We start from the raw sequence: 16997 nt of genomic DNA, 5'->3' as shown, positions 1-16997 counted from the left end.
CGGGCAACGCTCCCTGTTGCTGATCGCGCTGCTGCTCCTCTGGTAGGCAGCTTCCAGGTTTGGTTTGGTAGATCCGGTCTTCCTGCCACCGTTCACGGAGGTCATCGTACGCTTGCGCAAACCGGCGATCATTCACTACTCTTGAGCACAGCCAGCGAATTCACACGGCGCTTTGCGCCATCAGCAATCGATATGGCCATCTTCTCCGGAAATCCTTTTGGAAGCGCATTCAGCACCTGATCTATGGCCTTTGCGGCTGTATCGCCGAGCTGCTGGATGACAACCTTGACTGTTTTGTCGGGTAGACCGCAGCTTTTCGCAGTCTGCACGAAATGTCGGCCGAGAACCGTGTGGACGATGTAATGCCGGTTGCTGCCGATCGCCATGGCCAGCTTCATTTGGTTTTGGCTGATCTGTCCAGCGTCCAAGCTCGGTTGGGTCGAAATGATGTCGTAAAGCGGTGCAAGATGAAAACGACCGCCCGGCGCCAAATGAATGCTAAAATTCTTCGCGTGGCCATCGGTGGCGGCAAGCAGCCAGAACACGATCTGCGCCTTGAAGAAAATGGCCTGGTCGTCCTCAGGCGTATCGCTGCCCTTGAGGAAATCCGAGATTTTGCGGATGCCGGGTCCGCCATCGGATTCATACTTTCGCGCGGGTGGAACGGACAGCGCCTGGCAGCAGTCTTCCTGCGGCAGCCGCAACAGGCGGCCGTCGCGCGTCCAGATGCGATCGAACCGCTCAACTGCGAGCACGCGGCGCCCGGCGAAATCGATGATGCTTGATTTGGCGACAGGCAAGCCGAGTGCCGCAACCAGCTCAAGGCACAGATGCTCGTTTTCAACGCTGCCGGTCAGGTCGATTCCGTTCGGCAACTTCCCGATCTGCGGCTTGATAATGTGCGTAGTTGCGGTCGTGCCATGAGGCACGTGCCACTTGTCTTTCCAGTAAAGCAGCGCTGTCTTTTCCTGCGCGCCCGCGAGAGAAATGCGGAAGTCCTGGTCGGGGCCGATGCCGAGCGGATTGCTGGCAAGGTTGCCGAGAATGGCGGCGATCTCCTGATCGCTAGCGGCGCGGCCATCAATGGCGCCGGCGCCCCCGGGTGCGGCACTGTCGGGAAGGAATTGCAGCGCCCCGATGCAATCGCGGCCGATGGCGGAGAGCAGGCTGTAAGCATCGGCGCCATCAGCATGCGCGCGTTCGGCGACGCGTCGGCGGATGTCGTCATTATCGGGCAGAAGATTGTCAAAAACAGCGACGACGGGATCGCCGATATAACGATCCTCCCGCAATGGCAGCGACACGGAAACGGGGATGGCATTTTCCCACGCGAGCCACTGCTTGTCATACTGGAAATCGATTGCGCCACTGCTCTCGCGCCGCAGCCGCCCGACCAGCCGTGCGTTGAGGTAGACGTTGAGCGGCGCACGGGCAGGGCGACGCGCCATCAGAACAGATCCTCAATCGCTTCAGCCGTCAATTTGGTGCGCGGCCGGATGACCAGCTCGAGGTCGAGCGCGGCCAGCGCATCCATCAAGATGCGCAGCTGCGTTGCAGGTTCACCGGCCTCCAGCTTCGAGACCGTCGCTTGACGCGCATGCATCTTCTCACCGAGGTCCCCCTGGGTGAGCTTCTTCTGCCGCCGGTAGCGCCTGATCCCGGCGCCGATTTGCTGGGGGGTGCGGGCAATCGTATCCATAAAGGCATGATACGCAAACGCGTATAATTTGTCAATATACGCGACCGCGAATATCTACAGATCATACGCTTTCGCGTATACTAGGCATATTGAAATTACTAAAAAGCTAAAGCTGATGATCGATGTAGAGCTGGGCTCGAATCTGCCGGTGGGCGAGAGAGCCTCCTCGACATGTCGAACGTTCGTATCACTATCGTGCCAAGCAACTCCTTGTATCCATTTTGCCGCAATAGTAACAACAACAAATTCAATGACTTGAGGCCGGATTGTTCCCGATCTGAGACCGGACACTAGCTCCGATCGGACCTTTGGAGTCTCGACAGCGATTGAGCTGGAAAGCTATATTAGAACATACTAAGAACTGATCTTCCGGTTGTGTTTTCAAGACCCACTCTCACTAACATTTTGCCCGGCAGGCCGTGCATTTAGTGCCGCCAACTCAGGATGAGGTCGGGCCCAGGAGCCGCGTCATTGACCTTGTTCCGCCATTTGCATGACGACGCCTTTTTAGCTTTTTCGCGCGATCACAAGCACCTGTACGCAGCGTGTCTGCTGGATCTGCACGAACGCTTCTTTTCAGGCGCGCCGTCGTTCCCGACGCCGCAGCAGGTGGTCCACGCCATCTACGACGTCATGCGCGCCAACCCCGTCCTCTGGAACGAGGGCGATGATTTCGGCAGCCTGCCGGAAATGATCTCCGCGAGACGCCGCCGGATCCGGAAGGCCGACGTCGCGCTCGCTTCCGAGAAGGGCGACAAGGCGCTCGGTCTTGCCCGACAACTATACGCCCGGCTGCTCGTCTGGGGATGGCTTGAAGAGGAGGAATACGGGCTTCGCGTCACTGTGGACATGGCTATGGGACCGCTGCTCGTGCTGCAACGGCTCGCGAGCCTCAACAAGGATCTCTCGCAGCGATTCGGCGGCTTGATCGTGCAAATCCGCCTCAACCTGGAGGCCGTCGAAAAACTGAGGCCTGAGATCACCGACCGCAAGCAGCGCGAAGCCGCGCTCGCCGTCCGCGAGGCGCGCAATCAGGCCGACCAGTTCACTAAGAGTCTGCGGGCCATTCTGGCCGACCTGAAGCGCGTCCGACGGACCGTCATGGAGTCGAAAACAGTCGCTACCCGGCTCGAAGCCTTTTTCGAGGAGTTCATCGAACAGCTCCTGCTGAAGGACTTCGAGTCCATCCTCACCGTCAACCATCCATACCGCTTCCGCGACGCCATCGTCGATCTCGCGCGGAGGATCTCCTACAGCCCGGAAACCATGCAGGTCCTCGCCGAGGAGTACATAGCTTCCAGCATGGCAGCCGACATCGAGGACGGTCGAATGGCCGCGGCCGACGACCTGCTGGCTATCGAAAGCATCTTCGATCAGATCGGGGAGATGTTCGACAGGATCGAGGCCTTCCGCAGGCAGCTCGAAGCCCGGGTCCGCAACACCATTAAGTACGCCGAGCGGGGCGGGCAGGGACTCGTCGGCCGGGCCGGCGACCTGGTGCGGCGCCTGGATGCCTTACTGCGCGACGGCAGGCACCACAAGGCGACAATCGAATGGAGCATCGAGCCGCTGCGGTCGCCCTGGTCGGAGCACCATCAGGCGCCGGCCAGGCAGCCGCGCCGTCCCGTCGAAGCAAGGGAGCTCGCCGAGCCGCCGTCGGATCCGTTGTATGAACTGCGCAAGAAGCTCCGCCTCGAGTACATCGCTCGCATCGCGCCCCGCCCCGAGGATGTCAGACGATTCCTCGAGGGCCAGGTGCCGCCATTCGCGACCAGGGAAGCCCGCTTCATGGAAATCGATACCGTGGACGACTTTCTCGCCTTCGATTGCGCCCGCCGATATGCGCTGACAGGCGAGGTTCCGGCGCAGGTCGCGGCCGGGTTCGAACTCGAACCGTGCCCCGACACGCCCCCACACGACAGCGAATGGCTCCGTTGCGCCAACTTCCTGGTCAAGCGATCGGGCGCACTCCGGAAGGCGAGGGCGGCTCATGCTCAGTGAGTTCGAAAACGTCGAGCGCTCCTTCGGCGCGGAAAAGGCAGCCGACCTCCGCAAAGCGCAGCACTTCCTGCTACGGCGGCAGTTCGTGTTCGCGGGAGACCCCCGGACCGGGACAGTCTACAACACGATCATGGACGGCCGCTTCCGCGACGTGGTCGACGGCTTCTTCGATAGTTGCGGATACCGCGTCCACCGCGATCCGGAGGCGCAGTGGGCCGGCATCGTCGCCATGGACGAGGACGTGCCGCTGCCCCGGATGAAGCTCGACGAAACCATCGTCATGCTGGTGCTGGCGGCATACTGGCAGCAGGAGGTGAACGTCGGAGCAGTCGAGGACCGGGCCGTCGTAGTGGCCACTTTGAACGACCTGTTCGATCGCTACCGCGAGATGGCGCAACACGGCGGCGGTGGCGCGATCTCGGCCGCCCGGTTCCGGGACATCCTGCGCGAGGTCGCCCAACGCAGTTTGGTCGAGATCGGTGATTTTGACGACGAGCAGCAGGACTGCGAGATCAGGATCCGTCCGATGATTAAGCTGATCAGTGGCGGCGATGCCCTCCAACGGCTCGAGCGCTACGTCCGTAGCGAGGAGGCGCGGTTTCCGCAGCCCGCAGGAGACGAGGCATGATGGAGCTACGCCACCTGACGATGGTGAACTGGCACCTATTCGACGTCGCCGACATCGACGTGAGGGGACACGTCGGGGTCCTGGGCGAGAACCGGTCCGGCAAATCCACAATCCTCGACATGGCACAGGTCGTTCTCACCGGCGGGAGCCGGCGGTTCTTGCGCCTGAACGCGGTCGCCGGCGATAGCGGAAAATCGCGCAGCGGCTCGAAGCGCAGCGTCGTCGATTACTGCCTTGGGACGCTCGGCGAAGATCAGCGCCGGCGCGACGAGGCGCGCACCTACATCGCGCTCGGTTTCGAAGACACGGAAGGCGCCCGGTCACCGGTCACGATCGGCATGGCGCTCGAGGCGCGCAAGTCCGACAGCAGGGAGACCGTGCTGGCACTCTTCGTAGCCGTCGGGACCGTTCTGAGCTCCAAGGACTTCATCGAGCAGCGAGGAAAGTCGCAATTCCCGGCGCAGTGGGAGGACGTGCGCGCCCGGATCGTCGCAGCGGTCGGCGAAGGCAACTTCGTCAATCATCGCGACCGGGCGAGCGACTATGTCCGCGAGTACATGCGCCATCTTCTGCCGCATTCGTCCTTTGGCGAACAGAACGCCAGCGCCCTGCAGAAATCAATCGTCAACGCGATGACGCTCGATCACAACCAGACGGCGACGCAGTTCGTGCGGAACTACATCCTCGAGGACAGTCCGATCGGCATCAAGGAGCTGCGCGAGTCGATCCAGACATACCGCAACATCAGCGAGACCATCCGGAAAATGCGCCTCAGGCTCGAAGCCCTAAGGGCGCTTCGGGGCGTCCTCGCCGCGCTTGAAGAGGCGCTCGAGACCAAGTTCAGGGAGGAATGGGTCGCAAAACGCGCGACTTGGCTCGCGGCGCGCGCGACAAACCTGGACTTCAAGACCAAGCGGCGTACCGAGATGGCGCGCCGGGACGCCGCAGCAAAAGAACTCGAATTCATCGACGACGACGTCAAGGCCATCGATAAGGAGATCGAACGCCTCACGGCCGCGATCGCCGAGCACGATGCCAAGACCGGCAGAAAGTCCCTGCAGCAGACCGCCGATGTGGCCGGGCAGGCGGCGCACCGCGCCTCGGCGGACTTCAAGGCTCGCATGGAGAACATCCGTCGCCTGGAGCCGCTACGCGCGATGTGCGCGGACGGTTTCGAGGACTTCGTTCCTGCGCTTGAGCGTCTTCTGACCGCCACCGCCGGGGCCGACATCGGGGGCGTCTCCGACGAGGTCACCGCGGCCGAGAAGTCCTTCGCGGCAAGCGGCGCCAAATGGCTGCCGAAGATCGACGAAGCGCGTCAAAGGATCATCGCGGAGCTTTCCGGCCTCCGCGGCAGGCGCGACGAGGTGCTCGAACGGATCCGACAGCACGCCGCCGGAGGGGCGCGCGCCTATCTCGGCGACGACACTGAACTCCTCTGCCGCAGGCTGCGGCAGGGTGGAATGGTCCCGCGCGTACTCTGCGACATCATCGAAGTCGCCGAACCCGAGTGGGTAGGAGCCGCCGAGGCGCTCCTCGGTCGCGACCGGGAAGCCGTGTTCGTGGACAGAGCGGATATCAGCGCCGCCACGTCAATCTTCAAGGAAGGTCGCCGCGAGTTTCGCCATGCATCGCTCGTGAGCCTAAACAAGCTCGAGCAGTTCAGGGCCAAGCCGGAGCGCGGCACTTTCCCCTCGATCTTCCGGAGCCAGGATCCGGACGCGATGGCCTTCATCATGCGCCGCTACGGCAACGTCCGTCTCGCCGACACGCTCGACCAGTTCAACAGGCCCGGCCGGGCGATAATGAAGGACGGCCTCTACGACGACGGACTCGTCCGGAGCCATCGCTGGATCGAATCCTCGCAGTATAAGATCGGAAAGGCAGCCCAGGCGAACGCCCTGCGATCCCTGCAGGATCAGGCCGAGGAGCTGGGTCGGATCCTGATCGACAAGGGGAAGGAGGCCCATGCCGCGGAGCAGGCTTTTGCCGCTCTGAAGAACATCTGCGAGGGACGTAATGATCTGGGGGCTTGCGCGGCCGCCTTCGCGGCCGCGCAGACTGAGGTCGCTGAAGCTCAGGCCAGGCTCGATGCCCTCGACGGCGCGGGGGACGGCGGGCTTCGCGACAAAAAGAGGGCGCAGCAAAAGCTGAAGGAGAAGAGGCTGGAGGAGAGAAAGACACAGCAGAAGGCGTTCGGCGAGCATGACGGCGAGGTCAGGTCGGCGGAGAGGAGGCTCGGAGAGGGCGAGAACGTGCCCGGCTCCGAACTCAACCTCAGGGTCGCCCGGTCGATATACCGCAAGTTCTTCCCACTCTACTCCACCGCGAAAGGCAGGGCCGTCTACCGCGACCGCCTCGATGCCGCAGCCCAAAAGGGCTTCGCTGAGAAACACCGGGCCATCGCCGAGAAGGCCTTGAAGGATGCGAATGTGTCCGACAACGAGCGCGCCCGGATCGAGCGACGGGTCCGCGAGCTTCTTTACGATTACTTCGACCAGTTCGGGATGAGTTCGCAGGTCGGTGCGGAAAGCGAGCCGCTGCGGGAGGTGAAGCCATGGATGGAGCAGCTGATCTCGGATATCGAATCCAATGAGCTGCGCCAGTACGAAAGGCAGGCGCGGGATGCGGCGGAAAAGGCCTCTACCCTGCTGCGCGGCGAGTTCATCAACGCGCTCACGGCCCGGATCGGAAAGATGGAGCGGGAGCTGCAATCGTTGAACCGTAGCCTCTACGCACATCCGTTCCATAACGAGCGATATTCATTCCATCGCACCCAGATGGTGGAATTCCAGCCCATCCTGAAGATCATCGAGATCGCCAAAACCTCTCCGGAGGCGCTCGATATGCTGTTCCGGGGCGACGTGCCCGATGACTTCCCGCACAAGGATACGATCGTCGCACTCGAGGCGCTGCTCGAGGACCCCGACAAGGATTTCACCCAGTTCGAGGACTACCGCAACTTCTACACCTTCGAGATCCACATGGAGGATGTTGCCACCGGCCGCTCGACCCGCTGGGAGCAGCGGCGCGGCACCGGGTCTGGCGCCGAACAACAGGTGCCTATCTACGTTGCCATCGGCGCTTCGCTGGCCGCCGTCTACGGCAGCGCGGAGCGTCGTGCCGGCAAGCCCGCCGGTTTCGCGCTCGCCATGTTCGATGAGGCCTTCTCCAAGATGGACGGCAAGAACCAGCGGCAGATGATGAGCTTTTACAAAAACCTCGGCCTGCAGTTCGTGATCGCGGCGCCGTTCGAGAAGCGCGTCGCCGTGCTCGAGCACATGGACACCATCGTGGAGGTGGACCGCATCGGCGAGCAGTCCAGGGCCACTGTGGTGGAACTGAAAGAGAAGGCCAAGCGCGAGCTGATGGCCATCGATCCGGACCTGATGTCCGAAGATGAGCTCGCCACCCGTCTGGCCGCCGAGTAGCCATGGCTCGGCGTTTCACGGATGCGATCGGCCTGCTGAACGACCTGCTCAACCGCTTCGAGGCGGGGGCCGCAAGCCCGATCGCCCACCCGGACTACCCCGCTTTCCCATCAGTAGTCGCGGCGGACGCCTTCCTGAAACAGATCAGGGAAGCCGAAAGCGCCGGCGCGGTCTCCCTTGGTTGGGGGCGGGGCCCCATGAGCGACCAAGTGGCACATGTGCGGCTGGCCTCGGCGGAGATCCTATACCGATATCTCCGCCGTACCCCCGCGTCGCGCATCGCGGAGGATGCCGCTGTGCGGCTTGTCGCCGGGGCGGCGATGCACGACTCTCTGAAGAACAGCGCTTCCCAAGTCGCCGAGGTATGGGGGCGGGGGAAAACGTGGCACGGGGTTGCTTCGTCCGATGTCGAGACACTGCGCGACGCGTTCGTTCTCGCGCAGGCCATCCTGGCTAACAAACATCTTGGCGTCGACTACAAGACCTTCTCGAGACGAACGGTGGGGCACAGCAAAACGCTCGAACGGATCGAAGGCGCGGTCGTGCGGCTCCTGAGCGGCATCCTGGAGTTTCCCCCCGGCGCGCGGCCACGCGAGGCGCTCCGGGCAATCGGCCTTGAGCGCTTCGCGCCACCGCTGCTGATCGCGGGCAAGATCGACCTCGATGGAGCCGACCTCTCCGGAATCTCTCCGCTGTATCTCGGAATCACTCCCAAGGAAGCAGATCGCGTCCGCTTCCGGGAGCCGCCGGCCTACGTGCTAACGATCGAAAATTTCGCAAGCTTCAACCGGCACATCGCCGAGGCGGACCCCGGCCGATTAGGAACGACCATGTATGTCGGAGGGTACCCCTCGCTTGCCACCCAGCAGGCGCTGCGGACGATCGCAGGATTGGTATCCGAACAGACGCCGATCTTTCATTGGTCGGACATCGATCCGGACGGCACCTGGATCTTCCACACCATCGAGCGCGCCGTCGACCGGCCGATCCGTGCCCACCTCATGAGTGTCGAAGTTGCCGAGCGTTTGGGACAAGTGCCGTTCAAAAAATCCGCACCCGCTCGATGTCCACCGGACTCCGGTATCGCAGCTCTGGCAGCGTACCTGGCGAAAGATGGAGCCAAGACGCTCGAGCAGGAAGAACTCGATCCAGTCCTGCCAGAGTTTCATTAGAAAATGCGCGCGGACGCTCGTGGTTGCTGCTTTGGCTGTCTCGCTCAGGACGTCATTTGTTTCAAGCGCGACAACAGCACCGCCCGCAACTACGTGCTGCGGGCAAACCGACATCGTTTCTTCATAAAAACGCTCAACCAGCATTGGCATGCCAGTTGCTTGAAGATGGGACGAAACCACCTGTGACTATGATGCTCGTTCAGCATCCGGTTGAAGTATTGAGATGAAATATGCCCGCTTGATCGATGGCAGAGGTCCCCCGATGCGCTTTCCAAACCGGGCGCCTGCCTCGCGAACTCTGCCATCTTGGGATCGCGCTCCGGTTTGCCGGGCAGAAGCCGATTGTCTTGGGGGCTCGCAACGAATGGTGGTTCTCAGCAAGAACGCCAGCGTAAAGGCGTCCTCAGGACGATCGTTTGGCATCGGATTAGCCCATGGTTCGGGGTGGGGCATCTGCGACATGCAGAGCCTGCGCTCTTGAAGCTAGGTGTCGGCCTTGCATCGGGGCTTGCAGATGGTCAATGAGCTAATGCAGAACGATTGGGATCTTGAGAACATACTCAGGCAACAGGACGAGCTCAAGGTCAAGCTGCTTCGCGCCCAATCGGTTGTCGCCGAATGTAAGGCAGGATTGGCGGATCTGGAGCGGAGGCTTGAGTGTCGAGCGGTCTCGATCGATGAACGCCAGCGCAACTCTGCGGCAAACAATTCAATACGCAACGCACGGCCGCCTAAATCGCGAAGCCTCGATAATCCTGTTAACCCGGATGCTGCCGTGGCGTTTTCGCCTCGATGGGACCGCTGAAAGCTGCCGCCGCGCACGTTAACGGCGACAGGTTTTGGGACGGGCCTGGCGAAGATCTCGAGACGCATGGTGTTGCGAACCCGGCGGGCGAACTGGACAATTAGGTGCGGCCTTGCCGATAGGCTCGGCTTTTTGGCTGATCGCGGTGCGTCCGCCAGGGATGCGCGCAGAGCAGCACCAGATAGGGGACGTATCGCCGCGTCTTTGGCTAGAGCCTCCTGTTTCGGGGCTGCTCACGTAGATGTCCTGAATCGAGTGTCAAGAGCTCTCCACTTCCAGCCAGTTCGGTCGTCTTGTCCGTCTTTAAGTCGTTGAAATTTCCGATTAGGCGTCCATGGAGGGGGCGCGAGCGGGCGCGTTCAATGACCACGATGGTCCGCTATGGCCGTTGGGCAGGCGACGTGCCGAGCGGTGCTGACCGCGGAAGCCGACCATGCCTCCGGCATCGCATGGATGATGACGGAACTCACTGACTATGTCCCGCAAGCGATCACTCCGGAACAGGGCGGGTAACGGCAGTCATCTAAAAATTCGTGAGACACCAGGAAGAGGGGATCCGGTGCGAATGCGATCCGGTGCCGGCCGTAGCCTCGTCAGCTTCTCGAAAGCTTTCCCGAATACTCACTGCCCACCGATCCTGGACGAGAGGCTGCGTGGACTCACGCGCAATTGGAGTTGCACAAATGAAATCGGGGACCGGTTGGGAGCTCAATCAGTGTGAGCAGGCTGACGTTACGAAGTTGTTGGATTTTCGTACTATCGCAAAACGCTTCATCTTTTTCGCGCATAGGCAAGGTGCTGCTGCGCGATCTCAAGTCCAGGCGTCTACTGCGTCGGATAAATGTCATCTTGTGCGCGCCAGTGACGCACGCGCCGACTCGATCAAGCCAGCGCTCAATACCAGAAAAGGCACGCGACAATGATGCGCGTGACAAAAGCACGAGCAGGTCAATGACAAAGCGTTTTCGCAACTGGGCCCTATTGTCCATACTCGCCTCCATGGTTGTCGGCCCCGCCGCAAAAGCGCAAGACCGCCGGACTATCGCCGAACCTGTTGCACCTGATACGGTCTGTGATCGCCCTGTGCCTTCCGGCAAGAACGATACAGTTAGCCTACAGGAGGCCATTGAACATTGCCCCGATGGCGCTGCAGTTTATCTCGGGCGCGGCGAGTTTCACTCAGGTCCACTCGAGATGAAATCGGGCGTGACCTTATGGGTCGGACGCGGTGCGACACTGATCGCCATCCCCGAACCTGCCGCTTACGACAAGGGCCTCGGACAATGTGGTCGCATTGCGGAAAAGGGCGACGGTTGCCGGCCATTCATCAGCTTTTCTAAAACGCGCGGCGGCGGTATCTACGGAGAGGGCATCATCGATGGTCAGGGCGGCGCGCTGATCGGCGGCGGCGCGGAAACCTGGTGGCAGCTAGCCCGCCGCGCCCAAGCCCAGGGCGGCAATCAGAACGCCCCACGCTTGATCCAGGTCGATCATGCGCAGGATATCACGTTCTCTGGTGTCACCTTGCGCAACGCTGCCAATTTTCATGTCGCGATGAACCGGGTTGAAGGTGCCACGTTTTGGGCCCTCACGATCGATTCGCCGGCGGATGCCCGCAACACCGATGGCATCGATCTTGGCGCCAGTCAGGATGTGACCATCACCCACAGCTGGATCCGTACGGGTGACGACAACGTCGCAATCAAGGCCGGCGACAATGGTTCAAGCAGCCATATCTCGATCATTGATAATTATTTCGGCTGGGGGCATGGCATGTCGATCGGCAGCGAGGTGAATTCCGGGGCCAGAGACATATTGGTGCGTAATCTGACACTGGATGGTACGACGTCGGGCCTGCGCATCAAGAGCGATGTTGGTCGAGGCGGTCTGGTCGAGAACGTGACTTATGAGTACGTGTGCCTGAGGGGCAACCGGTGGCCGCTGGCTTTCGATGCAAAATATGATCCGCGCGCTCAAGGCACGAGGATTCCGGTCTATCGGCAAATCGTTCTCCGTCATGTGCATGGCGACACTGGTGTGCTGCTGATGCGCGGCATAGACGAGCGGCATGCCCTGGACGTGACACTCGAAGATGTTCGATTTGCCAATTCCGCGACTTGGCAACTTGAACATGCGAACGTCAGCGCAAATCACTCTGACGTATGGCCCCCGCTGCCCGGACGAGCTACACAACCGCCGCTGCGCGGATCGGAGGTATGTTCCAAGGCATTCCGCGACGGCAATCGGTAAGCACTACACGCGGCGCCGAACTCAGGTGGTGAGTTCCGCATCTGGGGCCAAGATTACTGGTGTTGACGAAGGTCGGGCTCATGTCCCGAGTTGGTTGCTATTGGCCGACAGTTTTGCAGGGCCGGAAATGTCAAGGTGACGCAGGTTCTGATTTGGCGATGAAAATCTTGTGTCGATGCGCGACGGCTATCCCGCTGAGAAACGAAGTGTAAGATCACATGCGAATTTTCGTTTCCTCCGCTGCACTTCTGGCGGGATGTTTCTGCATCGCCGCGGCGTACGCTCATCCACTGTTGGTGTCGCATGCCGGAAATGCAGACTATCACTCCGTGCAGCAAGCCATCGACGCATTGCCGGCGGAAGGCGGAAACGTCCGGATCGCGCCAGGCATCTATCGCGAGAAGGTTAAAATCACGAAATCCGGTGTTCATCTCGCAGGGACTGGCAACAAGCCGGAGGATACGGTCATTGTGTATGGCGACGGCGCGGTCAATGTAGGAGGAACGGCCCGTTCGGCGACGCTGGATGCCCCTAGCGATGACTTCCGGCTCGAGAATCTGACCATTCAGAACGACTATGCCCTCAATCCGGCCAATCCACCTTCGCAGGCGGTAGCGCTGTCCGTTACCGGAGATAGGGACGTCATTACGCGCGTCCGCCTGCTCGGCGCCCAGGACACGCTGTTTGCCGGCAAGGGACCAAACGGTAGAATGTCACGACAATACTTCTCGAACTGCTACATCGAAGGGCATGTCGATTTCATATTTGGCAACGCCAAGGTCTGGTTCCGGCAATGTGAATTGCACGGCATCGCCAATCAAGCGGTCATCTATACCGCTCAGAGCAAGGCAACGCCGGATGAGGACAGTGGCTATGTTTTTGATCATTGCAGGCTAAGTGCCGACCCTGCTGCGCGCTATATCGCGCTTGGCCGCCCCTGGCGCTCCTACGCCACAGTGGTCTTCCTGTCGACAAAGATAGATGCACGAGTGATTGCGGAAGGCTGGCGCGAATGGGCTCCCGGCGAGACCAACAAGTTGAGCACGAGCTATTATGCCGAATATAGATCCTTCGGCATCGGTGCTAACCCATCAGGCCGCGAGCCTCATTCCCATCAACTGAAAGATGGCGAAGCTGCGAGATGGTCGCTGAGAGTGTTCTTCGCGGGTGTCACAGATTGGCTGCCCACGAACCATCAGGTTCGAACAAAGAGCAATGTTCACGGTGAAGGGGTTCCACGGCGATCCTCGGATGAATGAGGGGAGCGAGCCTGATTGTGATGGAGAGTCTTGTACAGCAACCCAACCGCCGCCGGAGCCAAACCGACGGAAAGGGGGGCCGGCGCGACGATCTCATCTGTTCGCCGTCCACCCACATGCGCCCGCTTCAGCTCGCAGATCATCTTGTCCGTTTTGGCGGATCAGTGTCGGCAAGCTCTACGGACCGTCACGTCAGCACGTCGTCATCGCTCGGGAACGGCTGATTTGCCTGTTCAGCGCCTTGCGCAGATCTCCGGAGAGCGAAGTGGGCTGATGCTTCGCGGCTATATTCGTTCGGTCGGTGAGCGACGAAAATTCCCGTGCGCGAGGCGAGGGCGCCTATCTGCGCCCCGTCGAAAGTTGCTTCGGAACGAGAGCTCAGTCGGTCGAAAAGTTGTTGAGGAGACCAAGGCGCGCCGCGGCGAAATCATCGGTTACGGAGGCGCTGCCTCAGCCAACCAACTCGGTTGACGAGGCCGCAGACTGTTCGGCAGGTTTATTTGACTTCGGGGGCGTTCCGCGAGCTCCATCTTGGCAAGCAAGTTGTGGAGTTCAAGCATGCACCGCGTTGGCAGCTTACGATGGCCAAGCCGTCGTGCAGGTGAGGTCGTGCGCGCTCGAGCGGGGCGGTCCCGAGACTGCAAGAGAAGCCTTGCGGTCCCTCAGTCAAAGACTGAGCCCGATTGAAGTGAGCGAATCGAAGTCTGCCGGATCTTCATTGCCAACTTGGCTTGCCAGGCACCGTTACTGCTGCGAACTCAGGACGCCCTGCACATCTTCTCGAAAAAGAATGTTTGGGGTCGTTTTGATGCCTGAACGCGCTCGTCGCCACTGGGCGAGAATCTCGTCTCCGAGCGGAACGTCCCTTTCGAAGGCTTACGGCGCAATTCGCCGTTTCTCGTACGACGTGGATCTCACATACGGCATTCGAGCAACAGCTCCGGACCCGGTGGACAATTTGGTCCCTCAGAACCGCAGTCAAAGCAAAAGTGCCAACGCGCGAGAACGCCTCCGGTCTGCGTCAAGGAAAAGACGTTGTGCGTCATCAATGAACGCCTGCAATAGGACAAGCTCACTACCAAAATTGATGCCAAGGACGACAAGATGCACGTCACGTATGATCCATTGGAGACGGTAGCGGCTATGTAAGTCCCGCCGTGATGCTTGAATTCGGCGCACGATCGACCGGCGATCCATTGTTAGATCGGTCGACCAATTTCGTCAGCTCGAACACGAAACCGGCGAAGAGGTGCGATAAAATTGGAGCAACTCCGTCCGTCGTCAGGCGGGTGCCGATGCGACGCCGGTCTCGCGCGCAGCAATATCCTGATCTCGTCAGCTTCTTGAAAGGTTGCGGCTACAACAATCGAGAATCTGAAGAGCTGCAATCTCGCCGTAATCCAGGCCGTACGGATTGCTGCAGGGTCTCTACAAACATGAGGAGAGCAGGATGGATCCGGTTGACCCATTCTTCGATTCAGGAGCCTGGATGCGGGAGTACGCCGCGCTGCCGGGGCGGGCGGGTCAGCGACGGGGCGACTCAAGCGAGCAAGGCGACTTTGAGAAGCGTATGGAGGATTTGCATCTCGATCCGTCTGATCAAAGCAAGTCAACTTCACCTGATCGGCCTCCCGCAGGAGGTGGTCGAGCAGTCCGGCGGGACGATTTCGGCGGTTCGATGCGGGCGCCGCCGCACTCCACTTTTAGGGAGAGTGCGCTAGGCGACACGCGCCGGAGCGTAGACATTCCCAGCTTTCAGCTTACCGCTGCGACGCAAGTGCCGCAGTCTAGTTTGCGAGATGATCTGTTCAGCAGCGCGCGCTAAAGCTTTCCGGACGCAGAGTCTGCCGCGTCGGCCAAAAGCGGAAAAAGCCGCAGATTATGGTCACGCTTCAAGTCGGGAATCGGCAAGGCGCTTGGCCGGAGCAGCAGTGAAAATTCGTCGCGCGACGCTGGGCAATCTGACGTCTTTTCGACGAATTTACGAATTGATTATGCGAGGCAGCCGGGCCGGACGCGCGGGGTCCCTGCGGCCGATGAGGAGCTCATTAAAGATTTCCGAAACAAGGCGGCGGGTAACCTCACCGACGGCACGATCAAGAATGCGGCAACCGATTTGCGCCATTTGAGCGTGCTCCTGAGCGAGCACGGCAGGCCCTCAATTGCGGATCGAATAGCCGGGAATTGGAAAACGCGCAGCAGGACAATCCGGAGGTGGAAAACCACCAGCTGGAAGCTGAGCTCGATGAGGAGGTCGACAGGTACGCAGGCCGCCGCGGCACGCGCATCAAGGCGGCCTTGAAGAAGCTCCGTGAGGTCGGTGCCGGAAACGCCCTGGCGCCTGATCTCCGCCGACTGGCTCCTCACGGCGCGGACGCAACCCTCATCCACATGTGGGCGGCGGCGGAAAAGGCAACACACAGGATCGAGCCGAAGACGATCGACAGGCAAGCTCGCCGCATGTCTAAGCTGAGTGAGTGGCTGCGGACCCATGATAGGCCACCGATGGCCGGCCGACTTTCCACCCCCGCGTTTGTCCGGGATCTCGAGGAGTACAGGCGCGAAACCAACGACAAGAAGATCAATGCTGATCTGGTCAAACTTGGCGGATACGAGCAAATCCTGGAGGCGAACAGGGCGCTTGGATTGAGGCCTCCTGAGGATCCGGGCCAGCCTTCTTGGGAAGCTGCTCGACAGCCGCATGCACTGCAGGGTCCTCCCGCAACGCCAGCTAGCCCGAGCGCGGGCGCCTGGGATTGGCTTGGCGAGCAGATCCACGGGCCCAACATATCGATGCCAGCGCCGCCCAGCCATTGGCAGGCCGGTTCGTCGCAGCAGCTTCCCGCAACCCCGGCGACGCCGAGCGCCGGAGCCTGGAACTGGCTTGGCGAGCAGATCCAAGGACCCGCCTCACCAGAGCCAGCGCCGCACTGGGGCGCGCAAGCTCATCCGCCGCTCGAGCTTCCTGCTACACCGGCCACCCCCAGCCAGGGAGCCTGGGCCTGGCTCGGGCAACAGATGCAAGACTCCGCATCGCCGTCGTGCGTGAGGCCTCGATCGTCAAACATCTACGGCGGTCTCGACTCCTTCGTTGATCTGGATCCACCCCACACCCCACGACTTGCGTGACGATGCGCGCTCTGCGCCAGCATCTGAATTTGCAGCCGCCTCGTCGTTCGCAGGACCGCCGGGGGCGGCTCCGGAGCTGCGGGATATAGGAGCGATCGTTGGCGCCGGCTGGCGCCACGGCTCCCAGGCGGCTTCAGTCGTGTTGATCGATGTATTGGGAAATATGCATCTGCTGCCAAACCAGTTCGGGCCAAGTCAGTTTGTGATCAATGGGGAGCGCTATTTTCGGCTACGGTGGACCAGGAGGCCGCAGGGATGTTCGCCTGATCCATCATCCCCGCGTGAGCCAGCCGGATGAACCAGGCCCGTCTCAGTCGCTCTATCGTCCCCGGCCGATCGTGCCAGCCGTGCAATCCGGTGAGGGGCCCGTTGATCTTGGGTATCTGATCCGCGGGGATGGGAGCACCGAGATCGATTCCTTCCGCCCTACCTCGTCCGCGCCCTGGAAGGCCAAGGCATCTTGCCGCGGGCGGGCCAACCAACCTATTTCGAGATCCGCGGAGTGCCTTACAGGGGTGAATTGGTGGAGAGCGAAGGCCGCCAGCGCGTACGCATTTATCCTGAACGTGGCTGAAGAGGCAGCAGGGCCTGCAATCGAGCTTTCGGCGGGGCAGCTCGCGTAA

9 protein-coding genes are annotated in these 16997 nt (G+C 61.0%); 7 read left to right on the top strand and 2 right to left on the bottom strand.

All coding sequences use genetic code 11. The features are described 5' to 3' along the window. Window positions 1-128 precede the first annotated feature (128 nt). Both LPJ38_RS36085 and LPJ38_RS36080 read right to left on the bottom strand, forming a co-directional pair. Window positions 129-1448: a type II toxin-antitoxin system HipA family toxin gene (locus LPJ38_RS36085; protein WP_011084785.1), complete on the bottom strand. Its 1320-nt coding sequence runs from the start codon at window positions 1446-1448 to the stop codon at window positions 129-131. Further along, the gene (locus LPJ38_RS36080) at window positions 1448-1699 is read right to left on the bottom strand and encodes a helix-turn-helix domain-containing protein (protein ID WP_011084786.1); all 252 of its coding nucleotides are present in this window, start codon (window positions 1697-1699) and stop codon (window positions 1448-1450) included. The genes LPJ38_RS36085 and LPJ38_RS36080 overlap by 1 nt, the downstream gene beginning before the upstream one ends. A 471-nt stretch (window positions 1700-2170) precedes the next feature. Here LPJ38_RS36080 and LPJ38_RS36075 point away from each other — a divergent pair, with 471 nt between their 5' ends. The 7 genes from LPJ38_RS36075 (at window position 2171) to LPJ38_RS36040 (ending at window position 16374) form a co-directional block, all read left to right on the top strand. Then, window positions 2171-3700: a Wadjet anti-phage system protein JetA family protein gene (locus LPJ38_RS36075; RefSeq protein WP_014497837.1), complete on the top strand. Its 1530-nt coding sequence runs from the start codon at window positions 2171-2173 to the stop codon at window positions 3698-3700. Further along, a complete protein-coding gene (locus LPJ38_RS36070) occupies window positions 3690-4328 on the top strand; it encodes a DUF4194 domain-containing protein (RefSeq protein WP_011084789.1) in 639 nt (212 codons plus the stop codon). Before LPJ38_RS36075 ends, LPJ38_RS36070 begins: the two co-directional genes overlap by 11 nt. Then, complete coding sequence (locus LPJ38_RS36065; RefSeq protein ID WP_018647407.1) at window positions 4325-7759, top strand: SbcC/MukB-like Walker B domain-containing protein; 3435 nt, start codon at window positions 4325-4327, stop codon at window positions 7757-7759. Before LPJ38_RS36070 ends, LPJ38_RS36065 begins: the two co-directional genes overlap by 4 nt. 2 nt (window positions 7760-7761) lie before the next feature. Continuing rightward, entirely contained in the window at window positions 7762-8931 is a 1170-nt protein-coding gene (locus tag LPJ38_RS36060) for a Wadjet anti-phage system protein JetD domain-containing protein (protein ID WP_095424606.1), read from the top strand. 1756 nt (window positions 8932-10687) lie between these two features. Continuing rightward, window positions 10688-11986, top strand: a complete 1299-nt coding sequence (locus tag LPJ38_RS36055; protein ID WP_014497833.1) for a glycoside hydrolase family 28 protein — start codon at window positions 10688-10690, stop codon at window positions 11984-11986. 218 nt (window positions 11987-12204) lie between these two features. Further along, on the top strand, window positions 12205-13245 hold the full coding sequence (locus tag LPJ38_RS36050; protein WP_011084794.1) for a pectinesterase family protein: 1041 nt from the start codon (window positions 12205-12207) through the stop codon (window positions 13243-13245). A gap of 2184 nt (window positions 13246-15429) precedes the next feature. Further along, the gene (locus LPJ38_RS36040) at window positions 15430-16374 is read left to right on the top strand and encodes a hypothetical protein (RefSeq protein WP_018647405.1); all 945 of its coding nucleotides are present in this window, start codon (window positions 15430-15432) and stop codon (window positions 16372-16374) included. The last annotated feature ends 623 nt before the right edge of the window (window positions 16375-16997 follow it).

Source organism: Bradyrhizobium daqingense, from assembly GCF_021044685.1.
Lineage (GTDB): Bacteria > Pseudomonadota > Alphaproteobacteria > Rhizobiales > Xanthobacteraceae > Bradyrhizobium > Bradyrhizobium daqingense.
Note: the sequence above shows the minus strand (reverse complement) of the source record. Positions and strands in the feature narration are given on the sequence as shown.